Raw genomic sequence first — 22,585 nt, 5'->3', positions numbered from 1 at the left:
GTTCGGCGCGGCTTGGCCTCGACCTCGGCCTCCACCGTTTCCGGGGCGGCGGCCGCGGTCTTGCGGGTGCGGCGGGGCTTGGTCGCCGGGGCGGCCTCGTCCGTGCCCTCGGCCGTCGCGACTGCCGTTTCGGCGGCGGTGGCGGCGGTCTTGCGGGTGCGGCGGGGCTTGGCCTCGGTGGCCTCGGCCGTGTCCACGGTGGCTTCGGCGGTGGCAGCGGCGGTCTTGCGGGTTCGGCGCGGCTTGGCCTCGACCTCGGCCTCCACCGTTTCCGGCGCGGCAGCGGCCGTCTTGCGGGTGCGGCGGGGCTTGGTCGCCGGGGCGGCTTCCTCGGTGCCCTCGGCCGTCGCGACTGCCGTTTCGGCCGTCTTGCGGGTACGACGGCGCGGCTTGGCCACGGTCACCTCGGCGGCGGCCTCGGGCGCGGCCTCGGCCACAGGTGCGGCCTCGGTCACCGGAGCCTCGGTCACCTGGACCTCGGCCGCCTCGGCCGACTTCCGGGTGCGGCGACGGCGCGGCTTCTCCGGGGTCTCCACCCCGGCCGGGCCCTCCGCCGTGTCCACGGCGGCCTCGGGGGTCACGGTCGCGGCAGTGGCCGGCACCGCCTCCGCCGGGGCTCCGCCGCGCATACGGCGACGGCGGCGCGGGGTGCGGGTCGCCGAAGGCTCCTCCGCGGTGCCGGTCTCGGCGGTCGGCGCCGAGGCGGTCGTAGCGGGGGAGGCGTCCAGCGCAGCACCGCCACGGGTGCGGCGGCGACGGCGCGGCGTGCGCGCCGGGCGCTCACGCTCGGTCGTGGCGGACTCGGCACGGCCGTCGCGGCCATCGCGGCCGCCCCGGCCACCGCGACCGCGCGCACCGCGGCCACCGGTCTCGCCCAAGTCCTCAAGCTCCTCCGCGTCGAGCCCGGCGCGGGTGCGCTCGGAGCGCGGCAGAGTGCCCTTGGTGCCCTCGGGGATGCCGAGGTCCGAGAACAGGTGCGGGGAGCTGGAGTACGTCTCCACCGGGTCGTTGAACTGCAGCTCCAGCGCCTTGTTGATCAGCTGCCAGCGCGGGATGTCGTCCCAGTCGACGAACGTGATGGCCGTACCCTTCGCGCCCGCGCGGCCCGTACGGCCGATGCGGTGCAGGTACGTCTTCTCGTCCTCGGGGGACTGGTAGTTGACGACGTGGGTCACGCCCTCGACGTCGATGCCGCGCGCGGCGACGTCGGTGCAGACGAGGACGTCGACCTTGCCGTTGCGGAAGGCCCGCAGGGCCTGCTCACGGGCGCCCTGGCCGAGGTCGCCGTGGACCGCGCCGGAGGCGAAGCCGCGGCGCTGCAGCTGCTCGGCGATGTCGGCCGCCGTCCGCTTCGTACGGCAGAAGATCATCGCGAGCCCGCGGCCATCGGCCTGCAGGATGCGCGCGACCATCTCCGGCTTGTCGAGGGAGTGCGCGCGGTAGACGAACTGCTTGATGTTCGCGACCGTCGCGCCCTCGTCGTCCGGCGCGGTGGCGCGGATGTGGGTGGGCTGCGACATGTAGCGGCGCGCGAGGCCGATGACCGCGCCCGGCATGGTCGCCGAGAACAGCATGGTCTGGCGCTTGGCCGGCAGCAGATTGATGATCTTCTCGACGTCGGGCAGGAAGCCCAGGTCGAGCATCTCGTCGGCCTCGTCGAGGACCAGGCTCTTGATGTGGCTCAGGTCCAGCTTCTTCTGCCCGGCCAGGTCCAGCAGGCGGCCCGGGGTGCCGACGACCACGTCGACGCCCTTCTTCAGGGCCTCGACCTGGGGCTCGTAGGCCCGGCCGCCGTAGATCGCCGTCACGCGCACGTTACGGACCTTGCCGGCCGTCAGCAGGTCGTTGGTGACCTGGGTGCACAGCTCGCGCGTGGGGACGACGACGAGTGCCTGCGGGGCGTCGGTGAGGGCCTCGGGCCGCGCGCGGCCCGCCTCGACGTCGGCGGGGACGGTCACGCGCTCAAGGAGCGGAAGGCCGAAACCGAGCGTCTTGCCGGTACCGGTCTTGGCCTGGCCGATGACGTCCGTGCCGGAAAGGGCGACGGGGAGCGTCATCTCCTGGATGGGGAAGGGAGTGATGATGCCGACGGCTTCCAGGGCCTCGGCGGTCTCGGGAAGGATTCCGAGTTCACGAAACGTCGTAGTCAGGGTTTTGCCTCTTCTGTGTGCGCGGTGCGAGGCGAGCGCGGGGGGTCATGACTGACCGTGCCGGGGACGTCGGCTGCCGTACGGGCGAACCACTCGGGCAAGCCGTAAGACACGGGACCTCTGCCGACGCTCTAGCGCTCGTACCGCTGAGGGTGTCCCTCCGGTCGTCGTACGTAATGAGCCGTACGGCCGGGGAGGGCTGTCGGGTCGGAGCCGATCGGGCCACCGACCGGGCATCCTCATGCGTGCGGCCTGTCAGAAGACGTCGAACACCGTCGACGCACTCTCAGCAGGCGCATTACCACCATACCCCGGATTGGCGCACATGCGATGGCCGATTTGGTCACGTAGTCGTGGTCACAGTGGTTGGCCAGGGGCTTCCGAGGTACGGCAAGCGGGCTATTGTGCGCCTCATGACTAGCTCTGACAAGCCTGAGAACGCGTCCGCCGCACCCGCCGAGCACACCGGTGTCGCCGCCCAGGACTGGGCGCAGGCATCCGCCGACCCGCACTATCGTGCCGCGGTCGTGGACCTGCTCGGCGCGCTCGCGTACGGGGAGCTGGCGGCGTTCGAGCGGCTCGCGGAGGACGCCAAGCTGGCGCCGACGCTCGCGGACAAGGCGGAGCTGGCGAAGATGGCCTCGGCCGAGTTCCACCACTTCGAGAGGCTGCGGGACCGGCTGACCGAGATCGGCGAGGAGCCGACCGCGGCGATGGAGCCCTTTGTGGCGGCCCTGGACGGCTTCCACAAGCAGACGGCGCCCTCGGACTGGCTGGAGGGCCTGGTCAAGGCGTACGTCGGCGACTCGATCGCGAGCGACTTCTACCGGGAGGTCGCGGCCCGCCTCGACTCCGACACCCGCGAGCTGGTCCTCGCCGTCCTCGACGACACCGGGCACGCCGGGTTCGCGGTGGAGAAGGTGCGCGCGGCGATCGACGCCGACCCGCGCGTGGGCGGCCGGCTGGCGCTGTGGGCGCGGCGGCTGATGGGCGAGGCGCTGTCGCAGTCGCAGCGGGTGGTCGCCGACCGGGACGCACTGTCGACGATGCTCGTGGGTGGCGTTGCCGACGGGTTCGATCTCGCGGAGGTCGGCAGGATGTTCTCGCGGATCACTGAGGCGCACACCAAGCGGATGGCTGCGCTGGGCCTCGCGGCCTGAGAGCCGTTGCGCTCTGTGGGGGGTGGTTTCGGACTGCTCGCGGCTGCGGGTGCGTCATGGCTGGGCGCGCAGTTCCCCGCGCCCCTTGCGGGCGGCTGCGCCGCCCCCTACGCCGTTGCTGATCGTCGGCGCAGGCGGGCTGACGGGCGCAGGAGGAGGGACAGCGATGCTGCCGAGACGATCGCCGCGCCCAGGAGGTTCAGCAGGACGCTGCCTGAGCCGAGGGCGCTGTGGGTGACGAAGTCGCCGAAAAGGGCCCCGGCGACGCCTGTCGAGAACACCAGGGGCCGGGCGGGCAGGCGGTGTGACAGCCGGTGGGTCGCCGCCCAGGCGAGGACCAGACCGAGCACGGCGGATCCGAATGCTTCCAGGATCATCTCGGGGTCCCTCCCACGGCCGGCCTGCGCTTCACGGTCGTAGCCGGTCATACCCGTGACCTGCGGATTGCAATCCTCCTCTGTGGGCGACTTGTGCTCCATCTGTGCGCAGGCCGCACAGGCGGAAGGGCCCGGCGGCACTGTGCCGCCGGGCCCTTCCCGAACCCTGGTCTAGAGAGCGCCGAAGCCCACCTTGCGGACCGTCGGCTCGCCGATCTCCACGTACGCCAGGCGGTCCGCCGGGACCAGGACCTTGCGGCCCTTCTCGTCCTGAAGGCTCAGCAGCTGCGACTTTCCGGCCAGCGCCTCGGCCACCACGCGCTCGATGTCCTCGGCGCTCTGACCGCTCTCCAGAACGATCTCGCGGGGCGCGTGCTGCACGCCGATCTTGACCTCCACGGCTATGTCCCTCCGACGGTCAGTGATGTGCGCGATCTTCCGCGCCGTACCCAGCACACATTAGCCCGGTGAGCGGACGTACACGCTGCGAGCCGGAACGCCAACAGCGAACACCGGGCGGGAACAAACGAGCGTCAGTGGTTCTCGGTGCCGTGCAGCGGGAAGCCGGCGATGCCCCGCCAGGCCAGCGAGGTCAGCAGCTGCACCGCCTGATCGCGCGGCACGCTGCGGTCGCTGTGCAGCCAGGAACGCGCCACCACCTGGGCGAGGCCGCCGAGCCCGGAGGCGAGCAGCATCGACTCCGCGCGAGACAGGCCCGTGTCCTCGGCGATGACGTCGCAGATCGCCTCGGCGCAGTCGTTGGTGACCTTGTCGACCCGCTCACGCACCGCGGGCTCGTTCGTCAGGTCCGACTCGAAGACCAGGCGGAAGGCGCCGCCGTCGTCCTCGACGTACGCGAAGTAGGCGTCCATGGTCGCCCGCACGCGCTGCTTGTTGTCGGTCGTCGACGCCAGTGCGCCGCGCACGGCCTGGATCAGCGACTCGCAGTGCTGGTCCAGCAGGGCGAGGTAGAGGTCGAGCTTGCCGGGGAAGTGCTGGTAGAGCACCGGCTTGCTGACGCCCGCCCGCTCGGCGATGTCGTCCATCGCGGCCGCGTGATAGCCCTGCGCGACGAAGACTTCCTGGGCGGCGCCCAGCAGCTGGTTCCGTCGGGCTCGGCGCGGCAGACGGGTGCCACGCGGGCGCGCCGCCTCGGTTTGCTCGATGGCTGTCACGCCGCCTCCCAGAGTCGTCCACATGCGGTGTAAGCCGCGCGGCCATCGTACTTTTCGGTAACCGTGGTGTGCGCGGTGCGAGCGCAGAATTTCACGTACCGGACGGCGACGAAAGCCACAAAGCCAGGCTTACACGGCCGGAGGGGTGCCGAGTGGTCCCGCGTGGTCAGCGGTAGTCCTCTTCGTCCTGTGTCACCACGCGCGTCTGTTCGATGAGATCGGCCTCGTTCCCGCGGGCCGGATCCACTCCCGTGAGCGGGTCGTCGCGCTCAGGCGTGATGTCGGCGTGCTGCTCGACGGAGTCACCCTCAGGGGCCTCCACGTCGATCGCCGGGGTGTCGTCGGCCGGCAGATCCTCGATCACGTCGGGCTCGATGGGGTCATAGGCCATGGTGGGCTCCCTTCCTACGGACGTCCCTGGAAGCAGCAGGGGCCACATCCGGGTGCCCTCGGTACGAGCCTAGGAGACACCCGATCCGGACGCCATGCCATGGACGCCCGTTCGCCGTGCGGTTCCCCGGTCCGGGTTTCCGCCGCGACAGGGGTCAACCTGTGATGGCGAACACATGAGCCACAGCGTGATCGTCTCGTAACATTGGCGCATGTCTTCGACCGAGTCGCCGTCCGTAACGGCCGCCAGTGTCCTCCCGAAGGTGGCGTCCGTCCGGGTCGGCGAGGGCGAGCGGCTGAGGTCGGTGGGGCTGCCGGGGGTCACCCTGTCGGTGCGTTCGCGGCGCCCCGCGCGCGAGGCGCTGCCGCCCGCGCTGTACGTCCACGGGCTCGGCGGTTCCTCGCAGAACTGGTCCACCCTGATGAGAGAGCTGGACGGCGTCGTCGCCAGCGAGGCGCTCGACCTGCCCGGCTTCGGTGACTCCCCGCCCCCGGACGACGGCAACTACTCCGTCACGGGGCACGCGCGCGCGGTCATCCGTTATCTGGACGCCGCCGAGCGCGGTCCTGTCCACCTCTTCGGCAACTCCCTCGGCGGAGCGGTCGCCACGCGCGTCTCCGCCGTACGACCCGATCTCGTACGCACCCTGACGCTGGTCTCGCCCGCCCTGCCGGAGCTGCGCGTGCAGCGCACCGCGATGCCCACGGCGCTGCTGGGCGTGCCCGGGATGGCCGGGCTCTTCACCCGGCTCACCAAGGAGTGGACGGCCGAGCAGCGCGTGCGTGGCGTGCTGGGGCTGTGCTACGGCGACCCCGGGCGGGTGACGTCGGAGGCGTTCCAGCAGGCCGTGGAGGAGCTGGAGCGGCGGCTGCAACTGCCGTACTTCTGGGACGCGATGGCACGCTCCGCGCGCGGGGTGGTCAATGCCTACACCCTCGGTGGCCAGCACGGGCTGTGGCGCCAGGCCGAGCGCGTGCTCGCCCCGACTCTGCTGATCTACGGCGGCCGTGACCAGCTGGTCGGCTACCGCATGGCCCGCAAGGCCGCCCGCTCCTTCCCCGATTCCCGCCTCCTGTCCCTGCCCGAGGCGGGGCATGTGGCGATGATGGAATACCCGGAGCTGGTGGCCGGAGCGTTCCAGGAACTCCTCGCGGAGAAGGGGGAGTTCGGGGGCGCGGGTGAGTCCGGGACTGTCGGCGCGACCCGGATCGCCAAGGCCGCGGCGCCCAGTGCCGGATCCGACACGACCGCGGGATCCGACACGACCGCCGGATCGGACACGAGCGCGGGATCCGACACGACCGCCGGGGGCGACGTCGCCGCCACGGGCGCGGGGAGCTGAGGGCCGAGGTGGGACGCCACAGCCGCCGCGGACCGGCCCCCAAGGACGACTCCGCCGACATAGCCGCCCGGCGAGGGGGACGGGGTTCTGCCCCCGGCACTCCGCGCGAGACGCGACAGCCCACCCTGCCCGGCCAGCGCCAGGCACTCGAGGGCGCTCCCCAGGGGTACGGCACACCGCGCACCGCCCAGGGCGCGCCCGGTTTCCCGCCGGGAGGCGCACCGCGCTTCGCTGACGGCACTCCGGCTCGGGGTGTGCCGCGCTTTCCGGATGGCACTCCGGCTCAGGCGGTGCCGCGCTTTCCTGGCGGCACGCCTGCCCACGGGACTCCGCGTCTGCCCGACGGCACGCCTGCCCCTGGCGTGCCTCGGCTTCCGGACGGCACGCCCGCCCACGGTGTTCCTCGGTTCCCGGGTGGGCCGGGGGCGCAAGGCGGTCGGCGTGTGCCTGAGGGGACTCCGGTGCACGGGACTCCGCGTCTGCCCGACGGCACGCCTGCCCCTGGCATGCCTCGGCTTCCCGATGGCACCCCTGCCCACGGTGTGCCGAGACTCGGCGGTGGTGCCGGGCAGGCCCGTGGCGGGCATCCCGAGCAGCGTGAAGTCGGCGGTGGCTGGGGGGAGTTCGCGGGGGCGGCCGGGTCCGGCGTCGGGGTTGCTCCCGGGGGGCGGCCGGGCGTTGGCGGGCCCGGTGTCGCCTTTCCGCGGCAGCGGCAGGGTGGGCCGGGCCGTCCCGGCGGTGGGCCCCGGCAGGACTACCTACAGGCCTTCGAGGAGGACGTTGACGTCTTCGCGCCCCGGTCCGGCCGTACGGAGTCCGCTCAGGAGCAGGAGTCGTACGACGCCGGTGCCGAGCCGGCGGCCGACGGGGGCGAGGCGCCTCCGGCCGGCCTGCCCGCGCAGCGCGGCGGCGGCAAGGGGCGGGCCTTCACGGGCATCGCGGCCGCGGCCGTCACCACCGTGCTCGCGGTCGTCGTCGCCGGGCACGTCACCGACCGCAACGACGACGCCGGCGCACGCTCGCAGTCCGCCACCGACCAGGCGCGCGGCACCCAGGTCCCCGGGCAGAGCACCCCGTCCGCCTCGCCGAGCGTGGCGACGCTGACGTACGAGCAGAAGATGGACCGGAAGTACCCGCTCGGCGTCACGCTGCAGGGCTCCGGAAAGTTCGACACCGTCCCGGGGTTCGACAAGGCGCCCGGCAAGGGCCAGAAGTACACCTACCGCGTCGACATCGAGCAGGGACTCGGCCTGGACGGCGAGCTGTTCGCCGCGGCCGTGCAGAAGACGCTCAACGACAACCGCAGCTGGGCCCACGGCGGCGCCCGTACCTTCGAGCGCGTCTCCTCCGGCAAACCCGACTTCGTGATCACGCTCGCCAGCCCCGGCACCACCGCCAAGTGGTGCGCCAAGTCGGGCCTGGACACCACGGAGGACAATGTCTCCTGCGACTCGGCGTCCACGGAGCGCGTGATGATCAACGCCTACCGGTGGGCACAGGGCAGCAAGACATACGGGGACAAAATCCACCCGTACCGGCAGATGCTCATCAATCACGAGGTGGGCCACCGGCTCGGCCACGGCCATGTGTCGTGCCAGAAGGACGGCGAGTTGGCGCCGGTCATGCAGCAGCAGACCAAGTTCCTCGACCACGACGGGATCCACTGCCTGCCCAACCCCTGGCCCTATCCCGGGAGTTGACAGGGGCCGCCGGGTCGCATTGGCATGAGCAGCAAGGACGCGACCGTCTGGACGTACACCCTGAAGAAGGGACTCGAGTACGAGGGCGGCACCCCGATCGAGTCCATCGCCGATCCGCTCCGCGCGCGGGGGAGGGACCGGCAGCGCATCCGGGGGCGCGTGGTCGAACTGCTGGAGCGCGTCGGGCTCGAAGCGGCCCACTACGACCGCTACCCGCACGAGTTCAGCGGCGGACAGCGCCAGCGCGTCGGCATCGCCCGGGCGCTCGCCGCCGACCCGCGCGTCATCGTCTGCGACGAGTCCGTCTCGGCGCTCGACGCCACGACGCAGGCCCAGGTGGTCGAACTGCTCGGCGAGCTGCAGCGCGAACTCGGCCTGGCGCTGGTGTTCATCGCGCACGACCTCGCCGTCGTGCGCCAGGTCAGTGCCCGGGTCGCGGTGATGCGCCGCGGACAGGTCGTCGAGTCCGGAACCGTCGACGAGGTGTACGACGCCCCGCGCGAGCCGTACACCAAGCAGCTCCTGGCCGCCGTGCCCGCGCTCGACCCGGAGCTGGCGGCGGTGCGGCGGGCGGCCCGGCGGGAGCCGGCCGTGGCGTAACGTTTCGAACGTGGTCGATCACCGTCTGCTCTCCTAGCGCGACGGAACGCTACCCGCACGCGAAAGTTACGACCGTTCACCCCTTTTGGTGGCGCGATGGACAACCGTCCGTCGCGCCACCGCCATGTCCGCATACGTTCGTCCCGTTGCGAGCCGCCAGGACCAGGGCGGCTCCCACTCACGGGAGATCGGGGGTGCACACGTGCGCATCGGACTGCTTACGGAGGGTGGCTATCCGCATGTGAGCGGTGACGCCGGGCTCTGGTGCGACCGGCTCGTGCGCGGGCTCGCACAACACGAGTTCGACCTCTACGCGCTCAGCCGCAGCCGACAACAGGAGGATGCGGGCTGGGTCCCGCTCCCCGAGCAGGTCAGCAGGGTGCGTACGGCCCCGCTGTGGACGGCCGAGGACGACGAAGTCGCGTACGGGCGGCGCGCGCGCCGGCGCTTCACCGAGTGCTACGGGGAACTGGTCGGGGCCTTGTGCGCCGGATCCGACACCACTTCCGGTGATGCGTCCGCTCAACAGGCGGACCGTTTCGGCGACGCTCTGTACGGCCTCGCCGAACTCGCCCGCGACGAGGGCGGACTGGTCGGCGCGCTCCGCTCCGACACCGCCGTCCGCACCCTGGAGCGCGCCTGCCGCGCCCCCGGCGCGCTGCGCACGGCACGCGAGGCGCGCGTACCCGACCTGCTCACCGTCACGGCGCACCTCGAACGCGCCCTGCGCCCCCTCTCCCTCGACTGGTACGGCGACGACGGCCTCGGCGCGGCCGACCTCTGCCACGCCACCGCCGGCGGTCAGGCAGCCCTGCCCGGACTCCTCGCCCGGCACTTCGCCGGCGTACCACTGCTGGTCACCGAGTACGGCGTGCAACTGCGCTCGCACTACCTGGCCCTGGGTCCCGACGCCGCCGCCCCCGCCGTACGCGCCCTGCTCGCCGCCTTCCACGGCCATCTGGCCACCGAGGTCTACCGGCGGGCCGCGATCCTCACACCCGGCAACGCCCACACCCGCCGCTGGCAGGAGCGGTGCGGCGCCGACCGCACCAGGATCCGCACCGTCCACCCGGGTATGGACGCCACCCGCTTCGCGGAGGTCGGCGAGTCCCCGGACCGCGCCGACGCGGACACGCTCGTCTGGGTCGGGCGCGTGGAACCCGCCAAGGACCTGGTCTCCCTGCTGCACGCCTTCGCCGAGGTCCGCAAAGAGGCGCCGAAGGCCCGCCTGCGGATCGTCGGCGCGCCCGCGGGCCCCGAGGGCCCGGCCTACCTGCGCCACTGCCGGGCCCTGGCCGCCCAGCTCTTCCCGGACGAGGCGGAGGGCGTGCACGCGGTCGGCGACAACCCGGTCTCCTTCGAGCAGATCGGCGACCCCGAGGCCCCGACGCTGCCCGACGCGTACGCCGGCGGCGCCGTCGTCGTCCTCTCCAGCGTCGTCGAGGGCTTCCCGATCAGCCTGGTCGAGGCCATGTTCTGCGGACGCGCCACCGTGTCCACCGACGTCGGCGCGGTGGTGGAGGTCATCGGCGGCACCGGCCTCGTCGTGCCACCGCGCAATCCGCGGGCGCTCGCCGAAGCGTGCGTGGCGCTGCTGCACGACCCCGAGCGCCGTGAGCGCCTCGGTGCCGCCGCCCGCGCCCGCGCGCTCGAACTGTTCACCGTCGAGCAGAACGTCGCGGCTTTTCACGGCATCTACCTGGAGATCGTCTCGCGCTGCCCGGTACGCCGCGTCGTCCTCGACGAGGCGGGCGCGCCCCTGCCGTTCGCCGCCCCGGCCGAGGCCCACGTCCCGGTCCACTGGACCGGCCCCACGGCCCCTGTACTGACCCGGGGTGTTCCGGGCTGGGCGGCGGGCGGCCCGGTCCGCGCGACCCCGCTGGCGGCTCCGGAGGGGGCGCGGTGAACGGCTCCGGCGGGCTGGACGACACCCGCGACACCCGCGACACCCACGGCGACTGGGACGACTGGGACGTCATGAGCCGGCCGGGCCGGCAGGACCGTCCCGCGATGCCGAGCGGCGCCGACACCTGGGACGAGCGGTCGGGGGAGTGGCCGGCCGGTGCGCAGACGCACGGCAGCGCGAGCGGGGAGGAGCCCGTGCATGCGGGGGCCTCCGCCGGGCCGGGGCCCAAGCCGCCCTCGGCAGCCGGGACTTCCTCCGGAGCGGCTCGCCCGCGCACGCCCTCGGCGCCCGTGGGGGCCGCAGCGGACTCCGGGTCCGGCAGGAGCCGTAGACCCACCGCCCGGCGCGGTGCCGCCGACCCCGTGAAAGCCCTGCTGCACCGTCACCGGGAGCTGTGCGAGCGGGCCGTGGACCCGCTGGAGATCGCCGCCGGGCTGGAGGCCCACGGGGTCACCGACCGCACCGCCGCCCGCTTCCGGCACCGCGACGTCTTCTCGCTCGCCGAGGAGCTGTACGCGCGCGTGCCCCGCGACGGCACCCCACGCCCCCAGCCCGAGCTGCTGCGCGCACCCCGTGTCCGTGCCGACTGGGTCCTGCTCACCCTCCTGCCCGGGGCGCTCGGCGCGGCCGTCGTGACCGGGCTGCACCTCACCCAGGGCCGGCCCCGCCTGCTGGTGGCCCTCGGTGGCCTCCTCGCCGTCGGCCTCGCCGTCCGCGCGGCCCTGCGCCGCGGCCCCCTCGCCACCGAACCCGGCACACCCCCGTGGCGGACGGCGACCGGCACACGCGCGTGCACCCTCTGGCTGCTCGGGTACGCCCTTCTCGGCGACGGACTCCTGCAAGCGGTCGTGACCGGCGGCCCCGACGACCTGCCCACCGGTATCCCCGACGGCCCCTGGCCGGTGGCCGTCGCCCCCGCCCTGGCGCTCACCCTGGCCTGCGCCCCGGCCGCCTGGTGCGCCCACCTCCTCACCACCGGTGCCCGCCGCAGGCTCGCCGGCAGCCGGGGCCTGGAGGACTTCACGGCCGCCGCCCGGCCCCTGCTGCTCGGCGCGTTCGCCCTGTTCCTGGCCGCCCTCACCGCTCTGCTCGCCCTGTGCGGCGCCGTCCTCGACGAGAGCGCGGCCTACCCACAGGCCCTCACCCTGGGCGCCCTCCTGCTGCCCGCCCGCCTCCTCACCGTGCACCACCACCGGCACGCCCCCGCCCTGACCCTGGGCGCGGCGGCAGCCGTCGAGGTGGCGGCCCCCGCCCTGCTCCTGGCCGGCCGACTGCCCGGCTGCACCTTCCTGGCGACCCCCGTCCAGACCCTGGTGGACGCCTGGGGCCCGGCCGCCGTCCCGGCGCTCGCCTGCGGCACCGCGGCCCTCGTCCTGCTGGTCCACGCCCTGCGCACCCTCACCCGGGCCTCGGCCCACGCGCCGACGGGAGCACCCGGGTGAACCTTCCGCCACCGGCCCGAACCGAGCCTGCCGCCACCCGCCCCGAGCTGGCAGCACCTGGCCGCGGTCGAGGCCGCGGGCGCCCGGCCCACCGCCGGAGGCAACCGCATCACCCCTTAGAAGGAGAAGACCAGATGACCACCTCCCGACACGGAGCGTCCGGAGCGTCCGGAGCGTCCGGAGCCTTGGGAGCAGCCGGAGCGCACACCCCGGGAGGCGCCCGATGAGGGTCCTGCTGATCGGAGCGGGCGGATACATCGGCCGCTTCGTCGCCGACCGCCTGCTCGCCGACCCGGCCGTCCAGCTCACCGCCCTAGGCCGCGGCGACGACGCCGACGTCCGCTTCGACCTCGCCACCGGCAGCCCCGGAGCGCTCACCCGCTTCCTGGACGCGGTCCACCCCGGAGTCGTCGTCAACTGTGCCGGCGCCACCCGCGGCGGCGCCCGCGAGCTGACCCGGCACAACACCGTGGCCGTCGCCACCGTCTGCGAAGCCCTGCGCCGCAGCAGCTGCAGCGCGCGTCTGGTACAGATCGGGTGCGGCTCCGAGTACGGCCCCAGCCAGCCCGGCTCCTCCACCGCCGAGGACGCCGTGCCCCGCCCCGGCGGCCCGTACGGCGTCAGCAAACTCGCCGCCACCGAACTGGTTCTCGGCTCCGGTCTCGACGCCGTCGTCCTCCGGGTCTTCTCACCCGCCGGACCCGGCACCCCGGCCGGCTCCCCGCTCGGCCGGCTCGCCGAGGCCATGCGCCGCGCCATGCAGTCCGGCGACGGTGAACTCAAACTCGGCGGCCTCGGTGTCCAGCGCGACTTCGTCGACGTCCGTGACGTCGCCCGCGCCGTGCACGCCGCCTCTCTCTCTGCCGCGCAGGGCGTCATCAACATCGGCTCCGGCCGCTCCGTCCGGCTCCGCGACGCCGCCGCTGTTCTTGCCCGGGTCGCCGGATACGGCGGCGCCCTCCACGAACTCGACGCCCCTCCCGGGCCGTTGCGCAGCACCATCGGGCACCCCCGCACCGACGCCGACCACGCGTCCCCGGTCGCCTACCCCTACCCGGACGGCTGCGGCAGCTGGCAGCAGGCCGATGTGCGCACCGCCCGCGACCGGCTCGGCTGGCGTCCCCGGATCAACCTCGAAGAATCCCTGGCCGACATCTGGATGGAGGCGGCATGCCGCATCTGACCAGCACCACAGCGGGCACCACCAGCACCGGCATCCGTACCGCCCTCGGCATCCCCGGCTACGCGCATCCGCTCGTCGCCCCGGCCCAGTGGGCCGAACTCGCCCGCCCCGGCACCCCCCTGGACTGGGTCGTGCTCAACGTCGCCGCCGGGCCCGGCACCCGCCCCGACCCGCACTGCCTGGAAGCCGCGGGCCGGGTGCGCAACGCGGGCGTCCGCGTCCTCGGCCACCTGGACCTCGCCCACGGCGCCCGCCCTCTCCCCGACCTGCTCACGGACGCGCACCGCCACCTCGACTGGTACCGCGTCGACGGCTTCCTGCTGGACCGCACCCCCACGGACCGCGTCGCGCTCCCCGAGGTCCACCGCGCGATCACCGCGCTCCGGGCGATCAGTGACACGTCCCACATCGTCCTCGGCCACGGCAGCCACCCGCACCCGGGGTACGCGGACGACGCCGACCAGCTGGTGACCTTCTCCGGGCCCTGGTCCGACTACCGCTTCTCGCAGGTCGCCGAGTGGACCGCCGACTACCCGCCCGACCGCTTCTGCCACTTCGTGCACGGCGTACCCCTTGGTCATCTGGAGGAGGCGCTGCGCATCGCGAGGTGGCAGGGCGCGGCGACGATCTACTTCACGGACCGCACCGACCGCGGTGGCCGCACCGACCCCTGGGAGACCGTGCCCGGCTACTGGGACGAAATCGTCTCGCGGGTCGGAACGGGTGTCTCGGAATGAAGAAGGCCGTGGCAGTGTTACGGGGAGAACAACCGTAGTGATTGACCGACCAACGGAGTCCCCGTGTCGCTGCCACCCCTGGTCGAGCCAGCTGCTGAGCTCACCGTAGACGAGGTCCGCCGGTACTCCCGCCACCTGATCATCCCCGACGTCGGGATGGACGGGCAGAAGCGGCTGAAGAACGCCAAGGTGCTCTGTGTGGGCGCCGGCGGCCTGGGCTCGCCGGCGCTGATGTACCTGGCCGCCGCGGGCGTGGGCACCCTCGGCATCGTGGAGTTCGACGAGGTCGACGAGTCGAACCTGCAGCGCCAGATCATCCACAGCCAGGCCGACATCGGCCGCTCCAAGGCCGAGTCCGCGCGCGACAGCGTCAAGGGCATCAACCCGTACGTGAACGTGATCCTTCACGAGGAGCGGCTGGAAGCCGACAACGTGATGGACATCTTCAGCCAGTACGACCTGATCGTCGACGGTACGGACAATTTCGCGACCCGCTACCTGGTCAACGACGCCTGCGTGCTGCTGAACAAGCCGTACGTGTGGGGCTCGATCTACCGCTTCGACGGCCAGGCCTCGGTCTTCTGGTCCGAGCACGGCCCCTGCTACCGCTGCCTCTACCCGGAGCCCCCGCCGCCGGGCATGGTCCCCTCCTGCGCCGAGGGCGGTGTGCTGGGCGTGCTGTGCGCGTCCATCGGCTCCATCCAGGTCACCGAGGCGATCAAGGTCCTCACCGGCACCGGTGAGCCGCTGGTCGGCCGCCTGATGATCTACGACGCCCTGGAGATGCAGTACCGCCAGGTCAAGGTCCGCAAGGACCCGAACTGCGCGGTCTGCGGCGAGAACCCGACCGTCACCGAGCTCATCGACTACGAGGCCTTCTGCGGCGTCGTCTCGGAGGAGGCCCAGGAGGCGGCGCTCGGCTCGACGATCACTCCCAAGCAGCTCAAGGAGTGGATCGACGACGACGAGAGCATCGAGATCATCGACGTCCGCGAGCCGAACGAGTACGAGATCGTCTCCATCCCGGGCGCCAAGCTGATCCCGAAGAACGAGTTCCTCCTCGGCACCGCCCTCGAAGGCCTCCCGCAGGACAAGAAGATCGTCCTGCACTGCAAGACGGGTGTCCGCAGTGCGGAAGTCCTTGCCGTCCTGAAGTCCGCCGGCTTCGCGGACGCCGTCCACGTGGGCGGCGGCGTGATCGGCTGGGTCAACCAGATCGAGCCGCACAAGCCGGTCTACTGATCACCGGCCCGCCGAACAGCGGGACAGAACAGGCCCACGGCTCTGACCAGTTCAGACGCCGTGGGCCTCTGTCGTTCCTACTTCAGGTTGACGGTTTGCGTTTCGGTGCCGGTGCTCGCCGGCCTTGTGATCGTGATGCTCTTGCCGAACGTGTGCTGTTCGTTGTCACTGTCCACGCAGGTGACCTTGACGTTGGCCTGCAGGCCCTTCTGCGGAACCTTCGTGAAGGTCACCGAGTAGGACTCCGACACGTTTTCGCCGGAGAGCTGATCCGACGCGGTCTTCCCCTTGGCGACTATGGTCACGTCAGTCGCCGAGGAATCCTCGAATCGCTCGCAGCTCGCGGTTCCCGCCACGGTGACCCTGGCTGAATTCGGATTGCCGTGTGCCGTACCGGTCGCTGCCGCAGGAACGACGACTGCCAGCGAGGCCACGACCATGGCGGAGCCGAGCCTGTTCGCCTTGTTGCTGAAATCCCGCATTCCAGTCTCCACTTGTGAGCTTCGGACCGCGCTGACGAGGACGTCGGGCTACGTGAACCCGGGTATGGCGTCGCATCGCCACTGCGGCGTGCCGTCGCGTGGTGGTTGCGCCTCCCGAGGGCATGACCGAACGCACGCTGCTTGTGCGTGAGGCCGGTTGTGCTGCGCGCGGGGTGGCGCGGAGTGTCATGGTGGCCGGTGCGTTCCGGCTTCCGACGCCCGTCAATCCGCTTGCCGGCTGCGACGAGGCCAGCCGTGGCGTCTACAGTCCGACCGTAGCGACTCCCGAATAGTATGTCCACTTATGGGCTAGTTGTTGTAATTGATTCCTCAACTGCCGTGCCCTGCCGCGCTTCTGACCCGGAACGCGGGTCGTGGGCGGGGCGCCGGCCGTCGTCAGGAGCAGACCGTGCCGTCCTTCGGTACCGTCCCGTCGAGCAGGTAGGCGTTCACCGCCGAGTCGACGCAGTCGCTCCCGTTGCCGTACGCCCCGTGTCCCTCGCCCTTCCAGGTGAGCTCCACGCCGACGCCCTTGCCCAGCTCGTCGGCCATCCGGCGGGCACCCTCGTACGGCGTCGCCGGGTCCCCGGTGTTGCCGACCAGCAGGATCGGTGCCGCACCCGGCGCGCCGACCTCGGGGGTGTCGTACTGGCCCGGCACCGGCCAGTCGTGGCACCAGCCGGCCGTGTCCCAGCCCAGGAAGTCACCGAAGACGGGTGAGATCCGCTCGAACTCCGGCAGCAGCTTCTTCGTCTGCGCGAGCGTCGGCCGCTGCCTGTCGTCGAGGCACGATATGACCCGCTGGGCGTGGCCCCTGGTGCCGTAGTGCCCCGAGGCGTCCCGCTCGTTGTAGTCGTCCGCGAGCGCCAGCAGCTGTGAACCGTCGCCCTGCTCGGCCGCCTTGAGCGCGCTGGTCAGTCGGGGCCATCCGGCCTCGCTGTACAGGGGCACGATGATGCCGGTGACCGCGAGCGTCTGGTTCAGCTTCCGCCCGGACGACGTGGGCAGCGGCTTCGCGTCGAGCCGTCGGAGCAGGTCCACGATCTTGCGGGAACCCTGCTTCGGGTCCTGGCCGGTGGACTTCAGGTAGTCGTCCAGGGCCCGTTGGAAGCCGCGGGCCTGGTTCTCGGCGTGGCCCACCGTGTCCGCGGTCGGGTCGACCACCGCGTCGAGGATCAGTCTGCCGACCCGCTTCGGGAACAAGTGGGCGTACACGCCGCCCAGTTCGGTGCCGTAGGAGATGCCGAAGTAGTGCGTCGTCCGGTCGCCGAGCACCTGCCGCATCAGGTCCATGTCGCGCGCGGTGTCGGTCGTCGAGACGTGCGCCAGCAGCGGGCCGGCGGCCTTCTGGCACCCCTTGCCGAAGTCGGTCGCGTCCTGCAGGTACGCCTTCTCCTCGGCCGGGGTGTCCGGGGTGATGTCCACTCCCTCGGCGGCCTCGATGTCCCGGTCGGCGCGGCAGCGTATGCCCTCGCTGGCGCCGACCCCGCGCGGGTCCCAGCTCACCAGGTCGTAGTGCTCGCGCAGCTTGGAGACGGTGGCCCCGTAGTACGGCATGACCGAGACGCCGGAGCCGCCGGGGCCGCCGAAGTTGAACAGCAGCGAGCCGATCCGGTCGCTCCCGGTCGCCTTCGCGCGGATAAGGGCGAGGCCGATCGTCCTGCCGCCCGGCTTCGACCAGTCCAGCGGGACCTTGAGCGTGGCGCACCGCCAGTCGTCGCTCGGAGCGCCGGAGTCTTTGGTGGCCTTGCAGCGGTGCCAGTCGAGGTGCTGCGAGGTGAGCGAGGCGGGGAGGTCCGCCGTGGACGGTGGCGCCGACGCCGGAGCTCGGCCGGTCTCCCCGGCCGAGCTGGTCCCCTTGCCCTCGTCGCGGCCCCCGTCCGACGAGCCGCCGCCGCATCCGGCCACCAGCAGTGCTGCGGCCGCGGCGGCCGTCCACCGCAGGAATCGAGACATGCGCACCCCCTCGCAGGCCCTCCGCGTCGTGTCGCGGCGGGCGTTCAGGCCATGGTAGGCGGAGCGGGATCAGCCCGCGGCAGCCTGTGGATAACCGTCTGACCTGCGGCTTTACAAGGATGGTTGGACGATTGTTCAGGGATTCCCGGATTCTAGGAGCAGACCGTGCCGGCCTTCGGCACCTTCCCGTCCAGCAGGTAGTCATTCACCGCGCTCTGCACGCACTTGTTCTTGCTGTCGTACGCCCCGTGCCCCTGGCCCTTGTACGTCAGCTCGACGCCGACGCCCTTGCCGAGCGCGTCCACCATCTGCTTCGCGCCCGCGTACGGGGTGGCGGGGTCGCCGGTGTTGCCGACGACGAGGATGGGCGCCGACCCCGGCGCGCTGACGTCGGGGTGGTCGGCTGCCCCGGGCACGGCCCAGTCGGTGCAGCTGACCATGCCCCAGGCCAGGTAGTCCCCGAACACCGGGGAGGCGGCACGGAACTCGGGCACCCTCTGCTGGACCTGGTCCGCGGTGTACCGCGGTTTCTCGTCGGAACAGTTGATGGCGATGTTGGCCGCGGTGATGTTGCTGTACTCGCCGTTCTCGCTGCGCCCGTTCATCGAGTCGGACAGCAGCATCAGGATCTTGCCGTCGCCCTCGTAGGCCTGCTCGAGCCCCTCGGTGAGGTACTCCCAGAAGTCCTTGGAGTACAGGGACTGCGCGATGCCGTTGGTCGCCGCGGTCTGGGTCAGCTGCCGCGGGAAGATGCCGGGGATCGGCTTCTTCTCCAGGCCCGCCAGCAGTTTGGCGATACGGTCCTTGACCTCCTGCGGGGTGTCGCCGATGGGGCACTCGGTCGTCTTCGAGGTGCAGGCCTCGGCGAAGTTGTCGAGCGCGAGCTGGAAGCCCTTGGCCTGTCCGAGCGCGCTCTGCTCGGGGTTCAGGGTGGGGTCGACCACCGCGTCGAAGACCGCCCGGCCGACGTTCTTCGGGAACAGGTGCGCGTAGACGCCGCCGAGTTCGGTGCCGTAGGAGATGCCGAAGTAGTGCAGCTTGTCGTCGCCGAGGACCTGGCGCATCAGGTCCATGTCGCGGGCCGCGTCGGTGGTGCGCACATGCGGCAGGGTCTGCTTGGAGTTCTTCTCGCAGGCCGAGTTGAACTGTTTGGTGCGGTCCAGCAGCTGGGCGCGCTCGGCACTGTCGTCGGGGGTCGCGTCCTGCTGGAAGAACTCGTCGAGCTGGGCGTCGCTCTCGCACTTCACGGGCGCGCTGCGGCCGACCCCGCGCGGGTCGAAGCTCACCAGGTCGTAGCGGGTGTTCAGGGCGGCGTAGTCCGCGCCGAAGGCGGGCAGCGTGGCGACGCCGCTGCCGCCGGGGCCGCCGAAGTTGAACGCGAGCGAACCGATCCGCCGGCTCGGGTCGCCGGTGGCCTTGGCACGGATCAGGGCGATGTCGATGGTGTCGCCCTTGGGATCGCTCCAGTCCCGGGGCGCCTTCATGGTGGCGCACTGCCACTTGGCGCCGCTGGGCAGCGGGGACGGAGAGGTGCCGCCGCCCTCCGCCTCGGACGGTGCCGGGCAGTCCTTCCAGTCCAGCTTCTGTGCCGGCAGGTCCCCGTCCTTGGCGCCCTCGCTGCATCCGGCCAACAGAGCGGCCAGCACCACGGCGCTGGTGGTCAGAGCGGCGGCACGCAGCCGGATGGGGTTCGCCATACATCCATCCTGCGCGCGCGCACGCCGGGGCGCGCGGGACGCGAGCCGTACGAGGTACGCCCCTGGCCTGCAGCGCAGGCCCGTTCCGCGACGCCGCCCCTACAGGGCACCCTTGCGCGTGAGCTGGTTGAAGGCGAGCCAGCCGGGCAGCACCGGAAGCCACAGCGTCAGCAGCCGGAACAGCAGGACGGCCGGCGCGGCGACCTCCTTGGGGAGACCGACGGCGATCAGGCCGAGCGTCAGGCTCGCCTCGACCGCGCCGACGCCGCCCGGGGTGGGCGCCGCGGAACCGAGCGCGTTTCCGGCGAGGAAGACCACGGCGACACTGGCGATGCTCAGCGAGGCCGAGTTGTCGCCGAACGCCCGGATGGAGGCGTCCAGGCACATCACGAAGCAGAAGGTCAGCAGCAGCATGCCGCCGATGCCGGTGACCAGCTTCTGCGGCCGCTGGAGCACGTCGAGCATGCGCGGCACGACACCGGCGAACAGCGACCTCACGCGCGTGACGACGAATTTCCGCAGGAACGGCACAGAGGTCACCACGAGCACCAGCACCGCCACGGTCAGCAGCCCCGCGATGACCGTCCGGGACGGCGACAGCGACGGCGTCTTCTCGGTGCCGGTCAGGTAGCCGAAGGACAGCAGCATCAGGATGTGGCAGCCGAGCCCGAACAGCTGCGACGCCCCGACGCTCGCCACCGCGAGCCCCGGGCGCACGCCCTGGCGCTGCAGGAAACGCGTGTTCAGGGCGACACCGCCGACCGCCGCCGGAGCGACGATCTTCACGAAGGACCCGGCGACCTGGGCGGCCACCGTCCGCAGGAACGGCACCCGCTCCGGCACGAACCCCAGCAGGGCCATCGCGGCGGCCACGTAACTGAGCGCGGAGAACAGCACCGCGGCGATCACCCAGCCCCACTGGGCGTTGGCGATCAGCGGACCGAACTCGATGTGGGTGAGCTGGGTCAGCAGGAAGTACGCACCGATGGCACCGGCGATGAAGCTGATCAGCGTGCGCGGCCGCACCCGCTCCAGACGGGCCGGCTCCACGGGGGCCTGCGGCCTGATCCGCAGCACCTCGTGGCGGATCTGCGTGAGCAGATCCTCCTCGCGGGCCTCCTCGAGTGCCTCGTCCAGGGCCCGCTTCTCCGCCCGCTGCTCGGCCCGGACCGTCTTCTTGTCACGCTTTTCGAGCACGGGCCCGGCCGCCTCGGAGGCCTCCGCCAGCCGGGCCTGCTTGGCCTGCCGGGACGCCTCCAGCACCGCCTCGCGTTCACGCTGGGCCCGCTCCCGGCCCAGCTTGCGCAGGGTCGCGCGCGTGGAGCGGGTCAGCGCGATGGGCTGCAGCATCGGCAGGCAGTCGGCGACCGCGTCCGGGCCGAGCACCCCGACGGCCGAGGCCACGGCCCGCTCGGCGCCCACCCGCAGACCGAGCGTGGTGACCAGCTGCGCGACGTCCATGCGCAGCAGCAGATCGCCGGCCGCGATCTCACCGCCGCGCAGCTCGGCGAGGATCACCTTGCCGGAACGATCCACCAGTATCGCGTCACCGGCCAGCCTGCGGTGCGCGATGCGCCGGGACTGCAGCGCCTGCACCTGGTGCCAGGTGTGGCGCAGCAGTTCGTCGGTGATCTCCTCGTCCGGCAGCGAGTCCAGCGTGCGCCCGCCGGTGTGCTCGTAGACGAGCATCACCGCGTCCGGGCCGAGTTCGGAGGTGGCGATCAGCTTGGGCGCGTTGGCGCCCGCCGCGATCGCCGCGTACGCGAGCAGTGCCTCCTGCTCCAGTGCCTGGCGCAGCGACTGGAGGCTGGAACGGGTGGCGAAGCCGCGCAGGGTCAGGTTGCGCCAGGCGCGGTAGAAGAAGCCCTGGGCCTGCTGCTCCCGGTCGACGACCGTGACGTCCAGCGGCGGGCCGTCCTCCAGGGTGACGAAGTAACGCCGTCCGCGGTCGCCGTTCTCCTCCACGGACTCCTCGCGGGCCGCGCTGACGGGGTGGAAGCCGACGTGCCTGAGGCCCGCCATCAGGGTCCGGCCGGTGGGGCGGACATTGGGCGAGCCGACCGCGTACAGCGTGCCGTAGGCGACGGTCCAGCCGATCAGCACCGTGAGGATGATCGAGAACGGGGTCGTGTAGCCGGTGACCAGCATCGAGAACGCGTCGAGCAGCAGCACCATCCACAGCACCGCGCGCCATCTGGGTCGGCGGGACATGCCGACGGCCGTCATATAGGCGATGACGGGCGCGAGATAGCCGTGCACCGGGTCGGTCAGGGCGTGGATGTCGCCCGGTGAGGGCTGGGTCAGCGCCTCCTGGATGGAGTCCGGGGCGGCTCGGGCGACCCACAGGTCGGTGGCGAGGGTCACTCCGTGTGCGAGGACGGCCGCCAGGACGCCGTCGGCGATCCGTAGCCCGTCCCGTTTGATCAGCCGCTCGATCGCGAAGGCGACCGGCACCAGGAGGATCGCGATGCTGGACGCGAGTCCCGCGATCTTGATCAGCAGGTCCGGGGCCTGCCCGGTGCCTTTGTTGATGTCCTGTTCGAGGCCCGAGGTGGTGCCGTGCGCGAACGCGGCGATCGCGAGCAGCACGACGATGGCGAGCACGCCCACCAGGAAGCGCATGAGGTCGGAGGGGCGGTGCACGCGCGCGGGGAGCAGCGGTTCGTCGCCCTCGACCTCCTCCGGATGAGGATCTTCGTCACCGGAGCCAGGGCCCTCGTCGGGGCGCGGGTCGCCGGGGACGTGTGCCCCCTCGGCGGCTCCGGTGACGTCGCCACGCGCACGCGTGCCGTCGTCGCGCGCACCGTCGTCCGTGGGCACGTCCTCGCGCGGGGCATCCGTGCGCACGTCCTCGCGCGGGGCACCGGTGTCGTCCGAGCTGGTCGCACCGGTGTCGACCTGGCCGGAGCGGGCGGTCTCGGGACGCGCGGAAGCGTCAGGGGTGCCCTCCGCGCCTTCGGGGTGCACGCCCTGCTGCATCATGGTCTCTTCTTGGTCTCGTATCACCGGTCACCGCCCGCACGATGGTGGCATGCCCCACCGGCA

At 72.1% G+C, this 22,585-nt stretch carries 17 protein-coding genes and 1 pseudogene; 9 read left to right on the top strand and 9 right to left on the bottom strand.

Annotation, left to right across the window (positions count from 1 at the left end):
• Positions 1-2,057, bottom strand: a 2,057-nt coding sequence (locus tag ACFY3C_RS13240) for a DEAD/DEAH box helicase (RefSeq protein WP_390770891.1), incomplete at its 3' end; no start/stop codon positions are given.
• A 506-nt stretch (positions 2,058-2,563) separates the two neighbouring features.
• On the opposite strand from ACFY3C_RS13240, the gene ACFY3C_RS13235 reads away from it, so the two are divergent.
• Positions 2,564-3,310, top strand: a complete 747-nt coding sequence (locus ACFY3C_RS13235) for a ferritin-like fold-containing protein (RefSeq protein WP_386578201.1) — start codon at positions 2,564-2,566, stop codon at positions 3,308-3,310.
• 107 nt (positions 3,311-3,417) lie between these two features.
• Here the strand turns inward: ACFY3C_RS13235 and ACFY3C_RS13230 are convergent, their stop codons facing one another.
• The 4 genes from ACFY3C_RS13230 to ACFY3C_RS13215 all read right to left on the bottom strand — a co-directional run bounded on the left by ACFY3C_RS13230 (position 3,418) and on the right by ACFY3C_RS13215 (position 5,253).
• On the bottom strand, positions 3,418-3,687 hold the full coding sequence (locus tag ACFY3C_RS13230; RefSeq protein ID WP_386578202.1) for a hypothetical protein: 270 nt from the start codon (positions 3,685-3,687) through the stop codon (positions 3,418-3,420).
• A gap of 171 nt (positions 3,688-3,858) precedes the next feature.
• Positions 3,859-4,086: a DUF3107 domain-containing protein gene (locus tag ACFY3C_RS13225; protein WP_386578203.1), complete on the bottom strand. Its 228-nt coding sequence runs from the start codon at positions 4,084-4,086 to the stop codon at positions 3,859-3,861.
• Between the two features lie 134 nt (positions 4,087-4,220).
• Positions 4,221-4,862 (bottom strand): TetR/AcrR family transcriptional regulator, encoded by a 642-nt coding sequence (locus ACFY3C_RS13220; protein ID WP_362118461.1) that lies wholly within the window; start codon positions 4,860-4,862, stop codon positions 4,221-4,223.
• 166 nt (positions 4,863-5,028) lie between these two features.
• Positions 5,029-5,253 (bottom strand): hypothetical protein, encoded by a 225-nt coding sequence (locus ACFY3C_RS13215; protein WP_386578204.1) that lies wholly within the window; start codon positions 5,251-5,253, stop codon positions 5,029-5,031.
• Positions 5,254-5,464: 211 nt separating this feature from the next.
• On the opposite strand from ACFY3C_RS13215, the gene ACFY3C_RS13210 reads away from it, so the two are divergent.
• The 8 genes and pseudogenes from ACFY3C_RS13210 to moeZ all read left to right on the top strand — a co-directional run bounded on the left by ACFY3C_RS13210 (position 5,465) and on the right by moeZ (position 15,405).
• Positions 5,465-6,595, top strand: coding sequence for an alpha/beta fold hydrolase (locus ACFY3C_RS13210; protein WP_390770789.1), 1,131 nt, complete (start codon positions 5,465-5,467; stop codon positions 6,593-6,595).
• Positions 6,596-6,603: 8 nt separating this feature from the next.
• Entirely contained in the window at positions 6,604-8,295 is a 1,692-nt protein-coding gene (locus ACFY3C_RS13205; RefSeq protein ID WP_390770788.1) for a DUF3152 domain-containing protein, read from the top strand.
• Positions 8,296-8,394: 99 nt separating this feature from the next.
• Positions 8,395-8,895: pseudogene (locus ACFY3C_RS13200) on the top strand (ATP-binding cassette domain-containing protein); the annotation flags it as partial.
• A gap of 241 nt (positions 8,896-9,136) precedes the next feature.
• Positions 9,137-10,801: a glycosyltransferase gene (locus ACFY3C_RS13195; RefSeq protein WP_390770890.1), complete on the top strand. Its 1,665-nt coding sequence runs from the start codon at positions 9,137-9,139 to the stop codon at positions 10,799-10,801.
• Positions 10,802-10,872: 71 nt separating this feature from the next.
• Complete coding sequence (locus tag ACFY3C_RS13190) at positions 10,873-12,243, top strand: hypothetical protein (RefSeq protein ID WP_390770889.1); 1,371 nt, start codon at positions 10,873-10,875, stop codon at positions 12,241-12,243.
• Between the two features lie 223 nt (positions 12,244-12,466).
• On the top strand, positions 12,467-13,426 hold the full coding sequence (locus ACFY3C_RS13185; RefSeq protein ID WP_386578207.1) for an NAD-dependent epimerase/dehydratase family protein: 960 nt from the start codon (positions 12,467-12,469) through the stop codon (positions 13,424-13,426).
• Complete coding sequence (locus ACFY3C_RS13180) at positions 13,414-14,163, top strand: spherulation-specific family 4 protein (RefSeq protein WP_390770787.1); 750 nt, start codon at positions 13,414-13,416, stop codon at positions 14,161-14,163. Before ACFY3C_RS13185 ends, ACFY3C_RS13180 begins: the two co-directional genes overlap by 13 nt.
• Positions 14,164-14,226: 63 nt before the next feature.
• Positions 14,227-15,405, top strand: a complete 1,179-nt coding sequence (gene moeZ / locus ACFY3C_RS13175; RefSeq protein WP_386578208.1) for an adenylyltransferase/sulfurtransferase MoeZ — start codon at positions 14,227-14,229, stop codon at positions 15,403-15,405.
• A 77-nt stretch (positions 15,406-15,482) separates the two neighbouring features.
• On the opposite strand, the gene ACFY3C_RS13170 is transcribed toward moeZ, so the two are convergent.
• The 4 genes from ACFY3C_RS13170 to ACFY3C_RS13155 form a co-directional block, all read right to left on the bottom strand.
• Positions 15,483-15,887: a hypothetical protein gene (locus ACFY3C_RS13170; RefSeq protein WP_386578209.1), complete on the bottom strand. Its 405-nt coding sequence runs from the start codon at positions 15,885-15,887 to the stop codon at positions 15,483-15,485.
• Positions 15,888-16,283: 396 nt separating this feature from the next.
• On the bottom strand, positions 16,284-17,843 hold the full coding sequence (locus tag ACFY3C_RS13165) for an alpha/beta hydrolase (RefSeq protein ID WP_390770786.1): 1,560 nt from the start codon (positions 17,841-17,843) through the stop codon (positions 16,284-16,286).
• A gap of 152 nt (positions 17,844-17,995) precedes the next feature.
• Positions 17,996-19,540 carry an alpha/beta hydrolase gene (locus ACFY3C_RS13160; protein ID WP_390770785.1) on the bottom strand — a complete coding sequence of 515 codons (1,545 nt, stop codon included), beginning with the start codon at positions 19,538-19,540 and terminating at the stop codon, positions 17,996-17,998.
• A 99-nt stretch (positions 19,541-19,639) separates the two neighbouring features.
• A complete protein-coding gene (locus ACFY3C_RS13155) occupies positions 19,640-22,522 on the bottom strand; it encodes a lysylphosphatidylglycerol synthase domain-containing protein (protein ID WP_390770784.1) in 2,883 nt (960 codons plus the stop codon).
• Positions 22,523-22,585 lie beyond the last annotated feature (63 nt).

This window comes from Streptomyces sp. NPDC001410 (assembly GCF_042895235.1).
Classification (GTDB): domain Bacteria; phylum Actinomycetota; class Actinomycetes; order Streptomycetales; family Streptomycetaceae; genus Streptomyces.
This window is presented reverse-complemented; position numbering and strand designations above follow the sequence as displayed.